Raw genomic sequence first — 15,704 nt, 5'->3', positions numbered from 1 at the left:
AGAGAGGGGAGCCGTGATAAAGGTGGGAAAAGAAGTGTTTTTATTAGACGATCAGGGGATCAAAAGAGCCTTAACGAGGATTGCTCATGAAATTATTGAAAAAAATAAAGGGGCTAAGGATATCATATTAGTGGGTATCAGAACAAGGGGAGTTCCCTTGGCAAAACGATTGGCCCAACGGATTGATCAAATAGAGGGGGAAATAGTCCCTGTTGGAATGCTAGACATTACTCTTTATCGAGATGATTTAACAAAGGATGAAAACGATCCGATTGTCCATGGATCATCCATCGATTCAGAAATTAACGATAAGATTGTTATTTTAGTAGATGATGTATTGTACACAGGGCGAACTGCACGAGCCGCCTTGGATGCATTGGTTGATCTAGGGAGGCCTAAAATGGTTCAATTGGCAGTACTAATCGATCGGGGGCATCGGGAGCTACCCATTAGAGCTGATTATGTAGGGAAAAATGTACCAACATCAAAGGAAGAGATTGTAAGAGTGAGCCTTATGGAAATTGATAAAAAGGACTCTGTCATGTTAGAAGGATCAAAAAACGTAGTATAGGAGAAGCATCTATACTACGTTTTCAGGTTAAAAGAATGAAAAATTTGATTGATTTAGCTATTTGAGCTGTTGAATCTGATTGATTACTTTTTCTGTGGCATCAACCAGCATAGTTGAATAACGATCAAAGGTGACCATACCAGGTTTAGCCCCATTGGGTTTTTTAACGTGCTTACGAGGAAGGTAAGAGACCGTGACCTTGGTGGCATTTCTTCCTTTACTATAATAGGCCGCTAATTGAGCAGCTTCTAGAATTGATTGGTCGGAATAGGAAATCCCAGCGGTCTTTAAAATTACATGAGAACCTGCTAGATCCTTTACATGGAACCACAAATCTTCCTTTGAAGAGAGTTTAAAAGTAATCTCATCATTTTGTGTATTGTTCTTACCCACTAGAATTTCAACTCCTTCAGAAGATTGATAACGTAGATAACCGGAAACTTTTTGTTGTTTATTAACCTTAACCTTGACCTTGGCTTTGGGTTTAATATAGCCTGTTTGAATTAATTCTTGTCGAATTTCTTCCACATCTGATAAACTCATTGATTGATCAATGGAGACCATGATTTGTTCTAAATAATTAATCTCTCCGTGGGTTTTCTCCAGTTGGAGGGCTACCTCTAATAATGCAGTTTTGCCCTTATTATATTTTTTATAGTGTCTTTGGGCATTTTGAGCGGGGGAAAGCCTAAGATCTAAGGGGATTGTAATCATAGCTTGATTTTCATCATAGAAGTTAACCACTTCAACAGATTTTTGACCCTTCTTCAACTGATGTAAGTTTGCTGTGATGAGATCTCCTATTATTTTATCATTTTGTGATTTTTGGGCTTTGTTATAGTCCTTTTTCAAATTTTGGATTTTATTATATAATCTATCGAGTTTGATACTCACACTTTTTCGTAATCCTTGAGAACGCTGTTTCATGCGTTCCCGTTGATCTCGGTTTGCATAATATCCTTCTAAAAGGTGACTGATTGATTCAAAGGGTTTAGAGGCATAATGGTTTAAGTGTGAAAAGGGCAGAGCTGTAAAATCGATGTATTCTTCCGTTTCTTGATTCCAATAGAGCTGTGGTGAAAAGTTTTTCATGTTAACTTGATTTACTAATGTATCAAAGGACACATAAATGCGTCTAAGAATCTCTGTTTTCAAAGTAATATAAGGTGTGCCTTCTTCTACATGGGATACATAACAAATTTCCCTAGCAATGACAGGAGAAATCCCTGTAAAGTTAATAAATAAAGACTTCTGTATTGAATGCTCAGGTTGTGAATCTAAAGCTTCCTTGAACTCTTCAAAGGTATTGATGGTTACGGGGTTCTTCTTATCCTGTGATGGTGGCAATTGATAGGGTAAACCAGGCAAAACCTGACGAAAACGGCTGATGTCTAAGGACACACGCTTGATACTATCAATAACTTTATTGTTTTCATTATTGATTAAAATGATATTACTATGACGCCCCATCATTTCAATAATTAAGGTTCTAGAACATGCCACTTTTAATTCATCGTAGGTCTCAATTGTAAATCTAATGACTCTTTCGAAGTCAGGCTGTTTTATTTGTACAATTCTACCTCCTTGAATATGCTTTCGTAGTAGCATGCAAAAGTTTGGTGCCACCGAAGGGTTTTCTTTAGGGGTACTTGTGAATTGAGCTCTTGGAAAATTGCTACTTGCAGTTAGTAATAACCTATAGTTTGTTCCCTGGCTTCTGATCAATAGGGTGATTTCATCTTTTTCGGGCTGGTATACCTTCTCTATTTTATTTATGGGTAAAATTTGTTGGAATTCTTGGGTTAATGCTGCGATTGAAAATCCATCTAAGGGCATCTTGATTCCTCCTGTTCATATTGTAATCATCATAGCATAAAAGGGTGATTGCTGTAAAATGAAAGCAAATACCTGTGAACAGATAAATAGTAAATGATTACGAAAATGCAATATTAAAAAGGATAAAATAAAAAAGAAATGAGTGAAGTAGGTAAAGTCTATACATGATATAATGGGATTAGGTTTACTTTGAAAGTGTAGATCGACGTTTCAAGTAGTTTTCTGGCGAAAGTTTTGTTATAATATATAAAGGATTAGTGCACAATGCAATTATACTGCTCTTTCCTTTGAAAATTAAAGGAAATATGAATTAGAAGGGGATTAAGAGGAGGTGTATTAATGGAAATTAAATTTAAAAAAATGCATGGAACTGGAAATGATTTTATTATGATTTACTATGAGGATTATCCCTTTGAACAACATTTCAATCAACTGGCAAAGGAAGTTTGTCATAGACATTTTGGGATTGGCGCAGATGGGTTGATGATTGTTAAAGAGTCCAGTGTTGCTGACGTCCAGATGAAGTACTTTAACAGCGATGGTTCAGAGGCTGGAATGTGTGGGAATGGGATTCGTTGTTTTGCAAAATTTGTTTATGATGAAGGCTTAGTGAAGAAAGAAATCTTTACAGTTGAAACATTATCAGGGGTAAAAGAATTACAAGTAGCAACCGTAGAAGAAAAGGTAAGCTCAGTCAGAGTAAACATGGGGAAGATGGTTTTGGATCCCAAACAAATTCCTGTTAATAGTGAAGGACTTCAATTTATTAATGAACAATTAATGATAGATGGTGAGAAATACACCATATCAACCGTACTACTAGGAGTACCACATACGATTATTTTCATGGAAACTTTGGATTTAGATCGAGTGAAAAGGGTAGGGAAAATCATTGAAAACCATCAATTGTTTCCTGAAAATACAAATGTAAACTTTGCACAAATTATAAATCAAAATACAATTCGAGTCAGAACCTGGGAAAGAGGAGCAGGTTATACATTAGCTTGTGGAACAGGTGTTAGCAGTGTTTGTGGCATTGCTAATCACTTGTCACTGGTAGGTCCTAATGTAGTGGTTGAGATAGAGGGTGGGAAACTTGATATAGAAATCGCTCCAGAGGGTGACATCTATATGGAGGGACCAGCAAAGGATATTTGTAAGGGGGTTTACCTAAACTCATTAATCAAATAGATGGAAGGATGAATAAGATGCTGAAAAGCATGACGGGTTTTGGAAGAGGAGAAGTACAAAAACAGCATAGATGTTTTAATATTGAAATTAAGACTGTGAACCATAGATACTTAGATGTTAGTATTAAAATGCCAAAGAGGTTTACATATTTAGAAGAGAAAATAAGGCAACTCCTTAAGGAAAAAGTAAAGCGGGGTAGAATTGATGCTTACATTAGCTATGAAAATATCGGAGAGAGCGATGTCAAGGTTGTCGTTGACCAGCATTTAGCCAATGAATATGTCACTGCCCTACAAAGCCTAGAGAAAATGTTGGGAATTGAAAATGACATCACCGTATCGAATGTAGCTAGCTTTTCTGATGTAATTTCATTAGATAAAGTGGAAGAGGATGAAGCGGAAATTTGGCAATGTTTGAAGGAGAGCATAATTCTCGCCATGAAACAACTGACGATCATGAGAGTGGAAGAAGGCCGCAAGCTAAATGAAGACCTTGTGAAGAGATTAAAACTAGTGGAATCCTTCAACCAAGCCGTTGAAGAACGCAGTCCTCAGGTAGTTCAAGAATATAAGCAAAGACTGACGGAAAGAATCAAAGAATTGCTTGAAGAAGAATTTACGCTAGATGATCAACGAATTGCAACGGAAGTGGCGTTGTTTGCAGATAAAAGCAATATCACTGAGGAAGTTGTTCGTTTAAATAGTCATATTCACCAATTCCGACAAGCTTTGGAAGAAGAAGAGTCCATTGGTAGAAAGCTGGACTTTATTATACAAGAGATGAATCGCGAAATCAATACAATTGGCTCTAAGGCAAATGATTTGATCATCACAAATATTGTGGTTAATTTAAAAAGTGAACTAGAAAAAATGAGAGAACAAGTACAAAATATAGAGTAGCGTGAATTGGGGAGGAAATATGATGAATATCAAATTAATCAATATTGGATTTGGCAATATTGTTTCAGCTAGTCGCATTGTGGCTATTGTAAGTCCAGAATCAGCGCCCATCAAGAGAATTATTCAAGAAGCTAGAGAACGGGGAATGCTTATCGATGCAACATATGGTAGGAGAACGCGAGCCGTTATTGTCACTGACAGTGATCATATCATCTTGTCTGCTGTACAGCCGGAGACTGTTGCACACCGTTTAAACTCAAAGGATGCCAATAAAGAAGTGGAAGCGTCAGCTGAAATAGAGTAGATTGGCTAAAAGAGGAGGAAATATGCAAAAACAAGGATTATTAATAGTGGTTTCAGGACCATCAGGAGCTGGTAAAGGAACGATCTGTAAGCGATTACTAGAAAAAAATCCAGAGATTAAGATTTCCGTTTCTGCAACCACAAGACTTCCAAGAAAAGGTGAAGCAGATGGGGTGAACTATCAATTCTTGGACAAAAGGAAGTTTCAGGAGATGCTTGAAAAAGAGGAATTTCTTGAATACGCTCAAGTATATGATAACTACTACGGTACACCTAAGGAATATGTTTTTGAAAATCTTGAAAAAGGGTATGATGTCTTATTAGAGATCGATATCGCAGGGGCATTGCAAATCAAAGAAGAATTTTCTCAGGGTGTTTTTGTATTTATACTCCCTCCCTCCTTGGAGGAATTAAAAAGTCGAATTATTTCAAGGGGAACAGAAAGCAAAGAGGATATTGAAAAGCGCTTTGGATGTGCTTTGTCAGAAATTCAGCAAGTCATTAAATATGATTATGCTGTAATTAATGATAATATAGAGCGTGCAATAGAAGATGTTGAGGCTATTATAAGGGCTGAAAGATGTCAAGTTAATCGTGTATATGAACAATTGAAAAGTAGATTTTAGAAGGAGTGATTAGATGTTAAAACCATCAATTAATGAACTGTTAACCGTTGTAGATAGTCGATATTCACTTGTTGTTGCCACCGCAAAAAGAGCGCGACAAATCATAGATGGAGCCAAGATAAAGGTGGACTCTGATTCAAATAAGCCTGTGTCTACTGCAGCAAAGGAAATTTATGAAGGTAAAGTAACATATATAAAAACTGATGAAGACGAAAGATAAGAGGGTGATCGTTTGTTAAAAGGTACAAATATTGTATTAGGTGTATCTGGAGGAATCGCAGCCTACAAGGCATGTGATATTGTGAGTAAATTAAGAAAGCTCGACGCCAATGTCAATGTTATTATGACCGTGGCAGCAATGGAATTTATTAAACCCCATACATTTCAAGCTTTAAGTCAAAATCCTGTTATCACTGAAATGTTTGAGAGTCCACGCTATTGGGAAATTGAACATATTTCCTTAGCTCAGAAAGCCGATGTTTTATTGATTGCCCCTGCCACAGCAAATATCATAGGGAAAGTAGCCAATGGGATTGCAGACGATATGCTTTCTACAACAATTATGGCATCCACAGCTAAGGTGATTTTTGCTCCGGCAATGAATACAAAAATGTACGAAAATCCAATCCTACAGGAAAATATAAATAAATTAAAAGGGTTAGGATATGAATTTATCCCTCCAGGATCAGGGCGACTTGCTTGCGGTGATCATGGGGCAGGGAAATTAGCTGATGTCGAGGCGGTTGTTAAATATATAGTAGATATTGAAAAGAAAAACCAAGATCAAGATTTAGCGGGAAAACGGGTATTGGTTACAGCGGGACCAACTTGTGAATCCATTGACCCTATTCGTTACATCACAAATCATTCTTCAGGAAAAATGGGGTATTCCATTGCTGAAGCAGCACAGAAACGAGGCGCTACAGTCGTATTGGTTTCAGGACCAACTCATATTGAGCCACCTTTAAATGTAGAAGTGATACAAATAAAGAGTGCTCTGGAAATGTATGAAGCTGTGCTCAGGCAATACGAGAATCAAGATATGGTAATCAAGGCTGCAGCAGTGGGGGATTATCGTCCTGCATTAAAGGCTGATCAAAAAATTAAAAAAAGCGATGATGAACTAGTGATTCAGATGGTCAAAAACCCAGACATTTTATTGGAATTAGGGAAGCGTAAAAAGCAACAGGTTTTAGTTGGATTTGCTGCAGAGACAATGAACATGTTATCCTATGCTAAGGGGAAACTGGAAAAGAAAAACTTAGATCTCATTGTTGCCAATAATGTGACAGAGAATGGTGCTGGATTCGGTGGAGACACAAATATCGTATATTTAATTAATCGGTCCGGTAAAACCATCAAAATAGAAAAATCAAGCAAGCTGGAAATAGCTCATCAAATTTTAAATGAGGCAAAGACTTATTTGTAAAAATAGAAAGGGCATGATGTCCTTTCTATTTTGTCGTTATTCACGGGCAAAATTGTGACCTGCGTAATTTATTAAAACGTAAAATTGATTATTTTTAGATTGATATTGATTTTTATTTAGAACAAAATTTGATATAATGTTGGTAGGAGGTGGTGGGATGGAGTCAAAGTTAGTAATAGCTCAGGTCATTGTAGACCATAAAAATCATCATATCGATAAAGCATTTGACTATGGAATCCCGGACCATCTACTGGGAAAAATTCAAAGAGGGATGCGTGTATTGGTGCCTTTTGGAAATGGAAATAAAAAATTAGAAGCCTATGTCTTAAAAATAATGGAACATTCCGGTGCCAAACAAAGATTGAAGAAAGTAATCGAACTAATAGATCAAAAACCGATTTTAAGAGAAGAGCAAATGAAACTCATTCAATGGATAAAACAAGAATATCTATGTAAGTATATTGAGGCAATTCATTGTATTGTTCCTAGGGGAATGATCCATCGGGAAGAGAAAATGGTAACGCTTATTAATGACCATTGGCGCCAGGAAATAAGTACACAGGCTACAAAGCAATTGAAGGTTTTAGAAGCTTTAGAAGCAATGGGAGGTAAAACACCCTATGACAAACTAAATAAGGCCCTAGAGCTTAAGGATATGAGTCAAATTCTTAATAATTTATCTGAAAAAGGTTTGTTGGATCTGACCTATGAGATGAAAACTAAAGTAAAAATTAAAACAGAAACTTATATGGAGTTAAAAATAGATCATCATGAGTTAGAGCGATGCTTAGAAGGGTTAAAGAATGCAAAAAAACAAAAAACGATACTGTTGTTGCTTAAGGAACAGCCAGTATGGCGGATCAAAGACTTAATGATTGCGGGGGAAGCCAGTAGAGCAACCATTAACACCCTTATTGAAAAGGGTATGGCTTCTATTTATGAGAAAGAAGTAAGACGAGATCCCCTTGCCCAGCAGGACTATGCTGCCTTCCCTAAATTTCTTCCTAATGAAGAGCAAAAAGGGGTAATTGATGAAATTACACAATTAATAAAACAGGAGCGGAGACAGAACTATTTACTGCATGGTATTACAGGTAGTGGGAAAACGGAGATCTATCTTCAATTAATCGAAGAAGTTAACCGTATGGGCAAACAAGGTATTGTCCTTGTTCCTGAAATTGTGTTGACACCCCAAACCATAGAACGTTTTAAAGGGAGATTTGGAGATGGCATTGCTGTTCTTCATAGTCATTTATCAGATGGAGAACGATTTGATGAATGGAGAAGAATTCAAAGTGGAGAAGTAAATACTGTCATTGGAGCGAGATCAGCTATTTTTGCTCCTTTACAGAATTTAGGCCTGATTATCATTGATGAGGAGCATGAGCATACATACAAGTCTGAACAAAATCCTAAATATCATGCAGTGGAGGTTGCTAAACAAAGAGGTGTGATAGAAAATGCCATTGTCATTTTAGGATCAGCTACGCCCTCTGTAGAAGATTATTCTTTAACAGAAAATGAAGAAACCATTAAGCTGATGACTTTAAACAAGCGTGCCACACAAGGTGAATTACCGCCTGTTGAAATTGTTGATATGAGAGAGGAATTAGATGAAGGTAATAAAAGTATACTAAGTAAGAGGCTGCATACAGCAATAGAGGAAAATTTAGAAAAGAGAAAACAGACGATATTATTTTTAAACCGAAGAGGATACTCAACCTTTATTTCTTGTCGACAGTGTGGGTATGTTGTTAAGTGTAAGCATTGTGATATCTCAATGACCTATCATATGGCTAGTGGGAATTTACAATGTCACTACTGTGGAGAATCTCTGGAACCCCCACGAATTTGTCCGGAGTGTAGCAGTTCCTATATTAAATATTTTGGAACAGGAACTCAGAAGATGGAGAAGATCGTACAACAGCAATTTTCCAAGGCCAATGTAGAGCGGATGGATTTGGACACAACCAGTCGGAAGGGTTCCCATGGCAGAATATTAGAACGATTTAAAAAGGGCGAAATTGATATTTTAATTGGAACTCAAATGATTGCCAAGGGATTAGACTTTCCAAATGTCACATTAGTGGGGATTGTCTCTGCGGATATGATGTTAAATTTTCCGGATTTTCGTGCCTCGGAAAAGACATTTCAATTGATTACCCAGGTTGCTGGAAGAGCGGGGCGAGGATTAGATCCTGGAGTTGTTATTTTACAAACATATGATCCAGATCACTATAGTATTTTAGCCGCTTCTAAGCATGACTATCGGACATTCTATGAGGATGAATTGATGATTAGAAAGGCCTTTGGTTATCCTCCTTTTAATAAGCTAATCAATCTTAATTTTAGTGGGGTCAGTGAAATGCAAGTAATTACTGTAACGAAAAAAATTGTAGATGGGATCAAATATATCTTAAATAAAAAGGGTTTTATAGATTTAGATGAGGTCATATTAGGACCTAACCCCTCTGTGATCGGTAAGATAAATCGAAAATATAGATATCAGGTCATATTAAAGGATCAAGGAGTTCCTTTTATATTATTAAAAAAAGTGGTAAAATATCTTTTAATTGATCAGCGTCAACGATTTATTCCTGACACGATCCATTCAAGTATTGATATTAATCCGTATTCAATGCTTTAATTAAAGACATAACAAGGAGGAAGGTTTATGGCAATTAGATTGATTAGAACAGATGATGACCCGGTATTGAGGAAAAAATCCAGGGTTGTTGACAAGATAGATAGTCGCATTCATACATTATTAGATGATATGATAGAAACCATGTACGAAGCAGATGGGGTGGGTTTAGCAGCACCTCAGGTGGGAATTCTAAAACAAGTGATTGTGATTGATGTGGGAGAGGGCGTCATTGAACTGATTAACCCTGAAATAATAAAGGAAACAGGGAGCCAATGTGATGTGGAAGGATGCCTAAGTCTACCAGGGCATTCAGGAGAAGTAGAAAGACCTGCAATAGTCAAGGTAAGAGGACTCAATCGGCAGGGTAAAATGGTTGAAATTCAAGGAACTGAACTACTAGCAAGGGCATTGTGTCACGAAATTGATCATTTGAATGGAATATTATTCACAGATAAGATAATAAAAGAATAGAGGTGAACCAATGAGAGTTATTTATATGGGTACCCCTGAATTTGCTGTAGCACCCTTACATTCATTAATTGGAAACCAATATGATGTTGTAGCAGTCTTCACCCAGCCAGATCGACCAAAGGGAAGAGGGAAAAAGCTGCAATCGACACCTGTAAAAGAGCTGGCATTGGCCCATGGTTTAATGCTTTACCAACCAATCAAGCTGAGAGAATCATCCGTTGTGGAAATAATAAAATCACTGGAGCCGGATGTGATCGTTGTTGTGGCTTATGGACAGATTTTATCTAAAGAAATTTTAGAGATTCCTACCTATGGATGTATTAATGTACATGCTTCACTACTGCCTAAGTATCGAGGTGCTGCGCCAATTCATCGAGCGATCATAGATGGGGAAAAGAAAACTGGTGTGACTACAATGTATATGGATGTTGGATTAGATACAGGTGATATGTTGTTAAAAAAAGAGGTTTTAATTGGAGCGGATGAAACCGCAGGTGAACTCCGTGATCGTCTAATGGCATTGGGAGCCGATACATTAATCAAAACATTAAACCAAGTACAGCGAGGAACCCTAGTAGGAGAAAAACAAAATGATCTGGAGTCTAGCTATGCTGCAATGCTGGATAAGGGTTTAGGACAAATCAACTGGAACCAATCAGCAGAAGCAATCAGAAATCTGATTCGAGGAACGATTCCGTGGCCTATGGCTTATACCACATATTTGGGTAACCGAGTAAAAATATGGAAGAGTCGAATTGAAGAATCTGAAGTTTCTGGGAAACCAGGTGAAATTCTTAAGGTAGAAAAATCCGGTATATTTGTCAAGACAGGACAGGGAACCTTAGTGATTGAAAGAATACAGTTTAGTGGTAAAAAGCCATTAGACGTGAGAGAATATCTAGCAGGTAATACAATTGAAAAGGGTGTCCTGTTAGGAGAAGAAGATGGAAATTAAAAAGACAATAAGTAAAAATGGTATCTATAAAAAGTTTCTATTGATCTTATCAATTATGTTGTCTTTTATTATACTTTCAATCTTAGGAATTTGGCTATTGCCAGCTGGTAGTCAGGTGTTTATCTATCAAATGGTATTAGGGATTGCTATTCTCACATTACTTTTAATTAGTGGGTTACTCATCACAACAATTTTTGCAGTTGTACAGCTGTGGCAGGACAAGGAAATTCCATCTTTTTTAAGGAAGCTTTTACAATTGGCTATGGGTGTTCTATATCCTTTTATGATTTATATCGGAAAGTGCTTAAAATTCAATAAAGACACTGTTAGAAGAGTCTATACAGATTTAAATAATAAATTGATTTTAAGCATGGAATACAAAATAAGAGGAGAAGAGATATTAATTCTAACGCCCCATTGTATTCAAAAATCCTTTTGTCCTCATAAAATTACCAATGATATTAATAATTGCAAACGTTGTGGGAAATGTAATGTAGAGGGGATTTTAGAACTGAAGGAGAAATACGGTGTGCAATTTAGCATTGTGACAGGTGGGACTTTAGCCCGCAAGAGAATTAGTGACATGAGGCCCAAAGCAATTATAGCCATCGCCTGTGAGCGAGATTTGGTCAGTGGGTTAATGGATGTGAAACAAATTCCTGTGGTTGCAGTCATTAACCAAAGACCTGAAGGTCCCTGTGTGAACACCTTAGTGGATTTGAAGGAAGTTGAAAAAGCAATACAACATTTTATAAAGGAGTGATTTGATGTTTTATCCATATGGTTTATTTGATCCCACCATGATTGTCTTAATACCGGCAATTATCTTCACCATGTATGCCCAAGGAAAGGTAAAATCAACATTTGCAAAATATTTAAGAGTGCCTGCAAGAAGAGGTTTTACAGGAGTTCAGGTGGCAAGAGCAATATTAGATAAGAATGGGCTGCAGGATGTGCCTATTGAAACTTCTCCAGGAAGTTTAACCGATCATTATGATCCAAGAAAACGTGTATTAAGGTTATCAGGAGAAGTGTACCAAGGTAACTCTATTGCATCTGTCAGTGTAGCAGCCCATGAAGTAGGTCATGCAATACAGCATGCAAATGGATATGTACCTTTATCCTTAAGAAATGTGATCTTCCCTGTGGCTAGTTTTGGATCTTCTGCCGCTTGGTTTTTTATTATTGGTGGATTGCTGATTCCTAGTATGGCAGGGCTAATGGATATCGGAATATTGTTGTTTGGCGCAGCCGTTGCGTTTCAGGTCGTTACATTGCCAGTAGAGTTTAATGCCAGTAGTCGTGCACTAACTTTATTGGATGCTCACGGGTTTATTGTTGATGAAGAAAGAAAAGGGGTTCAAAAGGTGCTTCGTGCCGCAGCCCTTACTTATGTAGCGGCTATGGCCAGTGCCATTGCCCAGATGCTTCGACTGATTTTAATTAGAAATCGAAGAAGATAGAAGATAGAAGGCGTATTTACGCCTTTTATTTTGGTTTATCTGAGTGGGATTTATGCTAATAATCTTTTAATAAAAAGGAAACACTCAAGAAAAAAGAGAATTGGGAGGAATGACTTTGAAAGCAAGAGAAAGTGCCCTAAAGGTACTATATGCCATTACAGAACAAGAGGCCTATTCCAATATTGCATTAAACCAACAGTTCAGGGCTGAGACACACACACCAGTGGATAAAGCCTTTGTCACTGAGTTGGTCTATGGTGTAGTGGAGAATTTAATATGGATTGACTATGTGATTGACCAATTTTCGACAACTAAAACCATAAAGATGAACCCCTGGACTTTAAGTTTACTACGGCTAGCCATTTACCAAATTTTCTTTTTAGATCGGGTACCGGTTTTTGCAGCGGTAAATGAAAGTGTGGATTTATCAAAAAAATATTGCAAACATACAACCGCTTTTATCAATGGGGTTTTGAGAAATATATTAAGAAAAAAAGAGATTATACGTCTTCCCGATAAGAGCAGAGACCTTTTACAATATTTATCGGTGAAATATTCCCATCCTAAATGGTTAGTTCAGCAATTTATGGCCCAATTTGATGATGAGTTCACAGAATCACTGTTAAAGGCTAATAATGAAAGACCGGATTTATATGTGCGTGTCAATACATTGAAAATTTCCATAGAAGACTGCATAACAGCCTTGAGGGAAAAAGGAATTACTGTAGAACAAAGCCCTTATATCGAAGAAGCCCTCAAGGTAAAGGGAATCCATACCATTGAAAAGTTAGACCTATATCTGAAGGGACAGATTTACATACAGGACTTTAGTTCTATGCTAGTGGCAAGAATCATGGATCCACATCCTGGAGCTTTAATTATGGATGTATGTAGTGCACCAGGGGGCAAAGCAACACACTTAGCTCAGTTAATGGGTAATCAGGGGGAAGTGGTAGCCAGGGATGTTCATGAACACAAATTAAAGCTAATCAAAGAGAATGTGAAAAGACTTGGGGTTAAAATCATTAAAACTGAGGTTTTTGATGCAAAGGAATTAGACCCAACCATGCTTCAAAGGGCTGATGGCGTATTAATAGATGCACCCTGTTCTGGGCTAGGGATTATCAGAAGGAAACCTGAGATAAAATATCGCAAGAAACAAGAAGACATCAAAGAATTACAACAATTACAAATAGAGATACTCAATCATGGGGCAGAATACGTTAAACCTGGGGGGACATTGGTGTACAGTACATGTACAATTGATCCTCGGGAAAACCATCATGTAATCAAGCAATTTTTAAAGGAAAACAATGAATTTGAGCTTGAAGACATTAATGAAAAATACAAGGCATTACTGCCAGGCCAACATAGTGAGCAAATGGTACAGCTATATCCTCATGTACATCACACAGATGGATTTTTTATTGCAAAGCTGATAAAAAAGTAGGAAAATAGAGGGAGGGAAGTCCATTGGATAAGGTAGATTTATTGAGTTTAACAATGGAAGAAATGGAATCCCTATTTTTAGAAATAGGAGAAAAAAAATTCAGAGCTAAACAAGCTTTTCAATGGGTGAATAAAGGTATCAAACAATACGAAGAGATGACTAATCTTTCAAAGAAGTTGATCAAGCAATTATCTGAAGAAACAAGAATTACCCATAATCGTATTGAAGAAAAGTTTGTCTCTAAAATCGATGGAACAGTTAAATACCTATTTCTTTTGGATGATGGTCATATCATTGAGGGTGTGTTAATGAAATACAAGCATGGATTTACTGCCTGCATCTCTACCCAAGTAGGCTGTGCCATGGGGTGTCAATTTTGTGCCTCTACCACGGGTGGATTAATTCGGAATTTGCGGGCAGGTGAGATGATTGATCAAATCTTATTGATGCAACAGGATCAGGGGGAGCGCATTTCCAATATTGTACTCATGGGTAGCGGAGAGCCATTACATAACTATGATGAAACCATTAGGTTTTTAAAAATTGTAAATGATCCTGAGGGATTAAATATAGGAAATCGCCATATTACTTTATCAACATGTGGTTTAGTGCCTGAGATCAAAAAATTAGGGGCATTACAAATTCCAATCAACCTTGCGATCTCGTTGCATGCTCCGAATGATCAATTAAGGAAACAGACAATGCCTATTGCTCAGAAATATACAATTGACCAATTAATTCAAAGTTGCTATGATTACTTAGAGAACAACAATCGAAGAATTACATTTGAATATGCATTGATTGAGGATGTTAATGATGGTGAAAAGGAAGCACATGAGTTGAGTAAGCTTTTAAAAGGGCTTTTATGTCATGTGAATTTAATACCCATTAACCCAATTGAGGAAAGAACCTATCAGAAATCCAAAGATAGTCAAGTAAAAAAGTTTCAGCAGATATTAAAAAGTAATGGTATCGAAGCCACAATTAGAAGAGAAATGGGAACGGATATACAGGGAGCCTGTGGACAATTAAGGCGAAAATATGTCGATGATCAGGAGAAAAAGGAAATTAGTGAAGTTTAGCGAAATATAACGAGGAATGGAGGGATGATCATGAATGTAGGGGCAATGAGTGATCCTGGTAAAGTAAGAGATATGAATGAAGATAATTACTGTGTCTATGATAATCATATTCAATTATATATGGTTGCTGATGGTATGGGGGGACATAATGGGGGTGAAGTAGCTAGCTTAATTGCGATTAATACAATTAAAGAACATGTGACCACATATATTGACCATGAATCAGAAGAAGCTTCAACTGTAGGTATACTCTATGAGGCTTTTAACAGAGCCAATCAGGAAATTCTGAAACGAGCAGTGGATGACATTAGTTGTGACGGGATGGGAACAACCGTAACACTTGGATTGGTTATTGGCAATACATTGTATGTTGGACATATTGGGGATAGTCGTGCGTATCTAATTGAAAATGGCGGAGTGCGACAAATCACACAGGATCACTCTTTGGTAGCGGAGCTAGTAAGAAATGGCAGTATTAGTGAAAGTGAAGCCATGAGGCACCCACAAAAAAATGTCATTACAAGGGCATTAGGAACTGACTTAAATATGAAAGTTGACATTTTTTCATTGGATTTTAACGGTGCTTCGGGATTAATCCTATGCACAGATGGATTAACTAATTTTGTAGATTTACACGAAATAGAAGAAGTCATTCTAGGATCTCAGGACCCACAAGAAAGTTGTGAGACTTTGGTGAAATTAGCTAATAAACGTGGTGGATATGATAACATTACTGTTGTTTTTGCAAAAATTAGTTTGATAGAGGCAGAAGGTAGGTGAA

The 15,704-nt window shown here is 37.1% G+C and carries 16 protein-coding genes; 15 read left to right on the top strand and 1 reads right to left on the bottom strand.

Annotation, left to right across the window (positions count from 1 at the left end; all coding sequences use genetic code 11):
• Window positions 1-22 precede the first annotated feature (22 nt).
• A complete protein-coding gene (pyrR, locus tag AMET_RS13805) occupies window positions 23-571 on the top strand; it encodes a bifunctional pyr operon transcriptional regulator/uracil phosphoribosyltransferase PyrR (RefSeq protein WP_012063916.1) in 549 nt (182 codons plus the stop codon).
• Window positions 572-628: 57 nt separating this feature from the next.
• On the opposite strand, the gene AMET_RS13800 is transcribed toward pyrR, so the two are convergent.
• A complete protein-coding gene (locus AMET_RS13800; protein WP_012063915.1) occupies window positions 629-2,407 on the bottom strand; it encodes an Rqc2 family fibronectin-binding protein in 1,779 nt (592 codons plus the stop codon).
• 339 nt (window positions 2,408-2,746) lie between these two features.
• On the opposite strand from AMET_RS13800, the gene dapF reads away from it, so the two are divergent.
• The 14 genes from dapF (at window position 2,747) to AMET_RS13730 (ending at window position 15,703) form a co-directional block, all read left to right on the top strand.
• Complete coding sequence (gene dapF / locus AMET_RS13795; RefSeq protein WP_012063914.1) at window positions 2,747-3,598, top strand: diaminopimelate epimerase; 852 nt, start codon at window positions 2,747-2,749, stop codon at window positions 3,596-3,598.
• A gap of 8 nt (window positions 3,599-3,606) precedes the next feature.
• Entirely contained in the window at window positions 3,607-4,497 is an 891-nt protein-coding gene (locus AMET_RS13790; protein ID WP_330368596.1) for a YicC/YloC family endoribonuclease, read from the top strand.
• Between the two features lie 19 nt (window positions 4,498-4,516).
• Window positions 4,517-4,801, top strand: a complete 285-nt coding sequence (remA, locus tag AMET_RS13785) for an extracellular matrix/biofilm regulator RemA (protein WP_012063912.1) — start codon at window positions 4,517-4,519, stop codon at window positions 4,799-4,801.
• 22 nt (window positions 4,802-4,823) lie between these two features.
• Window positions 4,824-5,426, top strand: coding sequence for a guanylate kinase (gmk, locus tag AMET_RS13780; RefSeq protein WP_012063911.1), 603 nt, complete (start codon window positions 4,824-4,826; stop codon window positions 5,424-5,426).
• A 13-nt stretch (window positions 5,427-5,439) separates the two neighbouring features.
• Complete coding sequence (gene rpoZ, locus AMET_RS13775; protein WP_012063910.1) at window positions 5,440-5,646, top strand: DNA-directed RNA polymerase subunit omega; 207 nt, start codon at window positions 5,440-5,442, stop codon at window positions 5,644-5,646.
• Between the two features lie 12 nt (window positions 5,647-5,658).
• A complete protein-coding gene (gene coaBC, locus AMET_RS13770; RefSeq protein WP_012063909.1) occupies window positions 5,659-6,855 on the top strand; it encodes a bifunctional phosphopantothenoylcysteine decarboxylase/phosphopantothenate--cysteine ligase CoaBC in 1,197 nt (398 codons plus the stop codon).
• Between the two features lie 157 nt (window positions 6,856-7,012).
• A complete protein-coding gene (gene priA, locus AMET_RS13765) occupies window positions 7,013-9,502 on the top strand; it encodes a primosomal protein N' (protein ID WP_012063908.1) in 2,490 nt (829 codons plus the stop codon).
• A gap of 27 nt (window positions 9,503-9,529) precedes the next feature.
• Window positions 9,530-9,973 carry a peptide deformylase gene (gene def, locus AMET_RS13760; RefSeq protein WP_012063907.1) on the top strand — a complete coding sequence of 148 codons (444 nt, stop codon included), beginning with the start codon at window positions 9,530-9,532 and terminating at the stop codon, window positions 9,971-9,973.
• A 10-nt stretch (window positions 9,974-9,983) separates the two neighbouring features.
• A complete protein-coding gene (fmt, locus tag AMET_RS13755) occupies window positions 9,984-10,928 on the top strand; it encodes a methionyl-tRNA formyltransferase (protein ID WP_012063906.1) in 945 nt (314 codons plus the stop codon).
• Entirely contained in the window at window positions 10,918-11,691 is a 774-nt protein-coding gene (locus AMET_RS13750) for a DUF116 domain-containing protein (protein WP_012063905.1), read from the top strand. The genes fmt and AMET_RS13750 overlap by 11 nt, the downstream gene beginning before the upstream one ends.
• Before the next feature lie 4 nt (window positions 11,692-11,695).
• Window positions 11,696-12,391 (top strand): zinc metallopeptidase, encoded by a 696-nt coding sequence (locus AMET_RS13745; protein ID WP_012063904.1) that lies wholly within the window; start codon window positions 11,696-11,698, stop codon window positions 12,389-12,391.
• 115 nt (window positions 12,392-12,506) lie between these two features.
• Complete coding sequence (gene rsmB / locus AMET_RS13740) at window positions 12,507-13,841, top strand: 16S rRNA (cytosine(967)-C(5))-methyltransferase RsmB (RefSeq protein ID WP_012063903.1); 1,335 nt, start codon at window positions 12,507-12,509, stop codon at window positions 13,839-13,841.
• A gap of 23 nt (window positions 13,842-13,864) precedes the next feature.
• Entirely contained in the window at window positions 13,865-14,923 is a 1,059-nt protein-coding gene (rlmN, locus tag AMET_RS13735) for a 23S rRNA (adenine(2503)-C(2))-methyltransferase RlmN (protein WP_012063902.1), read from the top strand.
• A 30-nt stretch (window positions 14,924-14,953) separates the two neighbouring features.
• Window positions 14,954-15,703 (top strand): Stp1/IreP family PP2C-type Ser/Thr phosphatase, encoded by a 750-nt coding sequence (locus tag AMET_RS13730; protein WP_012063901.1) that lies wholly within the window; start codon window positions 14,954-14,956, stop codon window positions 15,701-15,703.
• Window position 15,704: the final 1 nt, after the last annotated feature.

The sequence above is a fragment of the Alkaliphilus metalliredigens QYMF genome (assembly GCF_000016985.1).
Taxonomy (GTDB): domain Bacteria; phylum Bacillota; class Clostridia; order Peptostreptococcales; family Natronincolaceae; genus Alkaliphilus_A; species Alkaliphilus_A metalliredigens.
The sequence above is the reverse complement of the archived record's forward strand: the minus strand, read 5'-3'. Positions and strand labels throughout refer to the sequence as shown.

What these genes read in the sequence shown, in the direction of transcription:
- AMET_RS13800 (WP_012063915.1), bottom strand. Translation starts at nt 2,407, where the DNA reads ATGCCCTTAGATGGATTTTCAATCGCAGCATTAACCCAAGAATTCCAA.
- dapF (WP_012063914.1), top strand. Translation starts at nt 2,747, where the DNA reads ATGGAAATTAAATTTAAAAAAATGCATGGAACTGGAAATGATTTTATT.
- AMET_RS13790 (WP_330368596.1), top strand. Translation starts at nt 3,607, where the DNA reads ATGAATAAGATGCTGAAAAGCATGACGGGTTTTGGAAGAGGAGAAGTA.
- remA (WP_012063912.1), top strand. Translation starts at nt 4,517, where the DNA reads ATGATGAATATCAAATTAATCAATATTGGATTTGGCAATATTGTTTCA.
- gmk (WP_012063911.1), top strand. Translation starts at nt 4,824, where the DNA reads ATGCAAAAACAAGGATTATTAATAGTGGTTTCAGGACCATCAGGAGCT.
- rpoZ (WP_012063910.1), top strand. Translation starts at nt 5,440, where the DNA reads ATGTTAAAACCATCAATTAATGAACTGTTAACCGTTGTAGATAGTCGA.
- priA (WP_012063908.1), top strand. Translation starts at nt 7,013, where the DNA reads ATGGAGTCAAAGTTAGTAATAGCTCAGGTCATTGTAGACCATAAAAAT.
- def (WP_012063907.1), top strand. Translation starts at nt 9,530, where the DNA reads ATGGCAATTAGATTGATTAGAACAGATGATGACCCGGTATTGAGGAAA.
- fmt (WP_012063906.1), top strand. Translation starts at nt 9,984, where the DNA reads ATGAGAGTTATTTATATGGGTACCCCTGAATTTGCTGTAGCACCCTTA.
- AMET_RS13750 (WP_012063905.1), top strand. Translation starts at nt 10,918, where the DNA reads ATGGAAATTAAAAAGACAATAAGTAAAAATGGTATCTATAAAAAGTTT.
- AMET_RS13745 (WP_012063904.1), top strand. Translation starts at nt 11,696, where the DNA reads ATGTTTTATCCATATGGTTTATTTGATCCCACCATGATTGTCTTAATA.
- AMET_RS13730 (WP_012063901.1), top strand. Translation starts at nt 14,954, where the DNA reads ATGAATGTAGGGGCAATGAGTGATCCTGGTAAAGTAAGAGATATGAAT.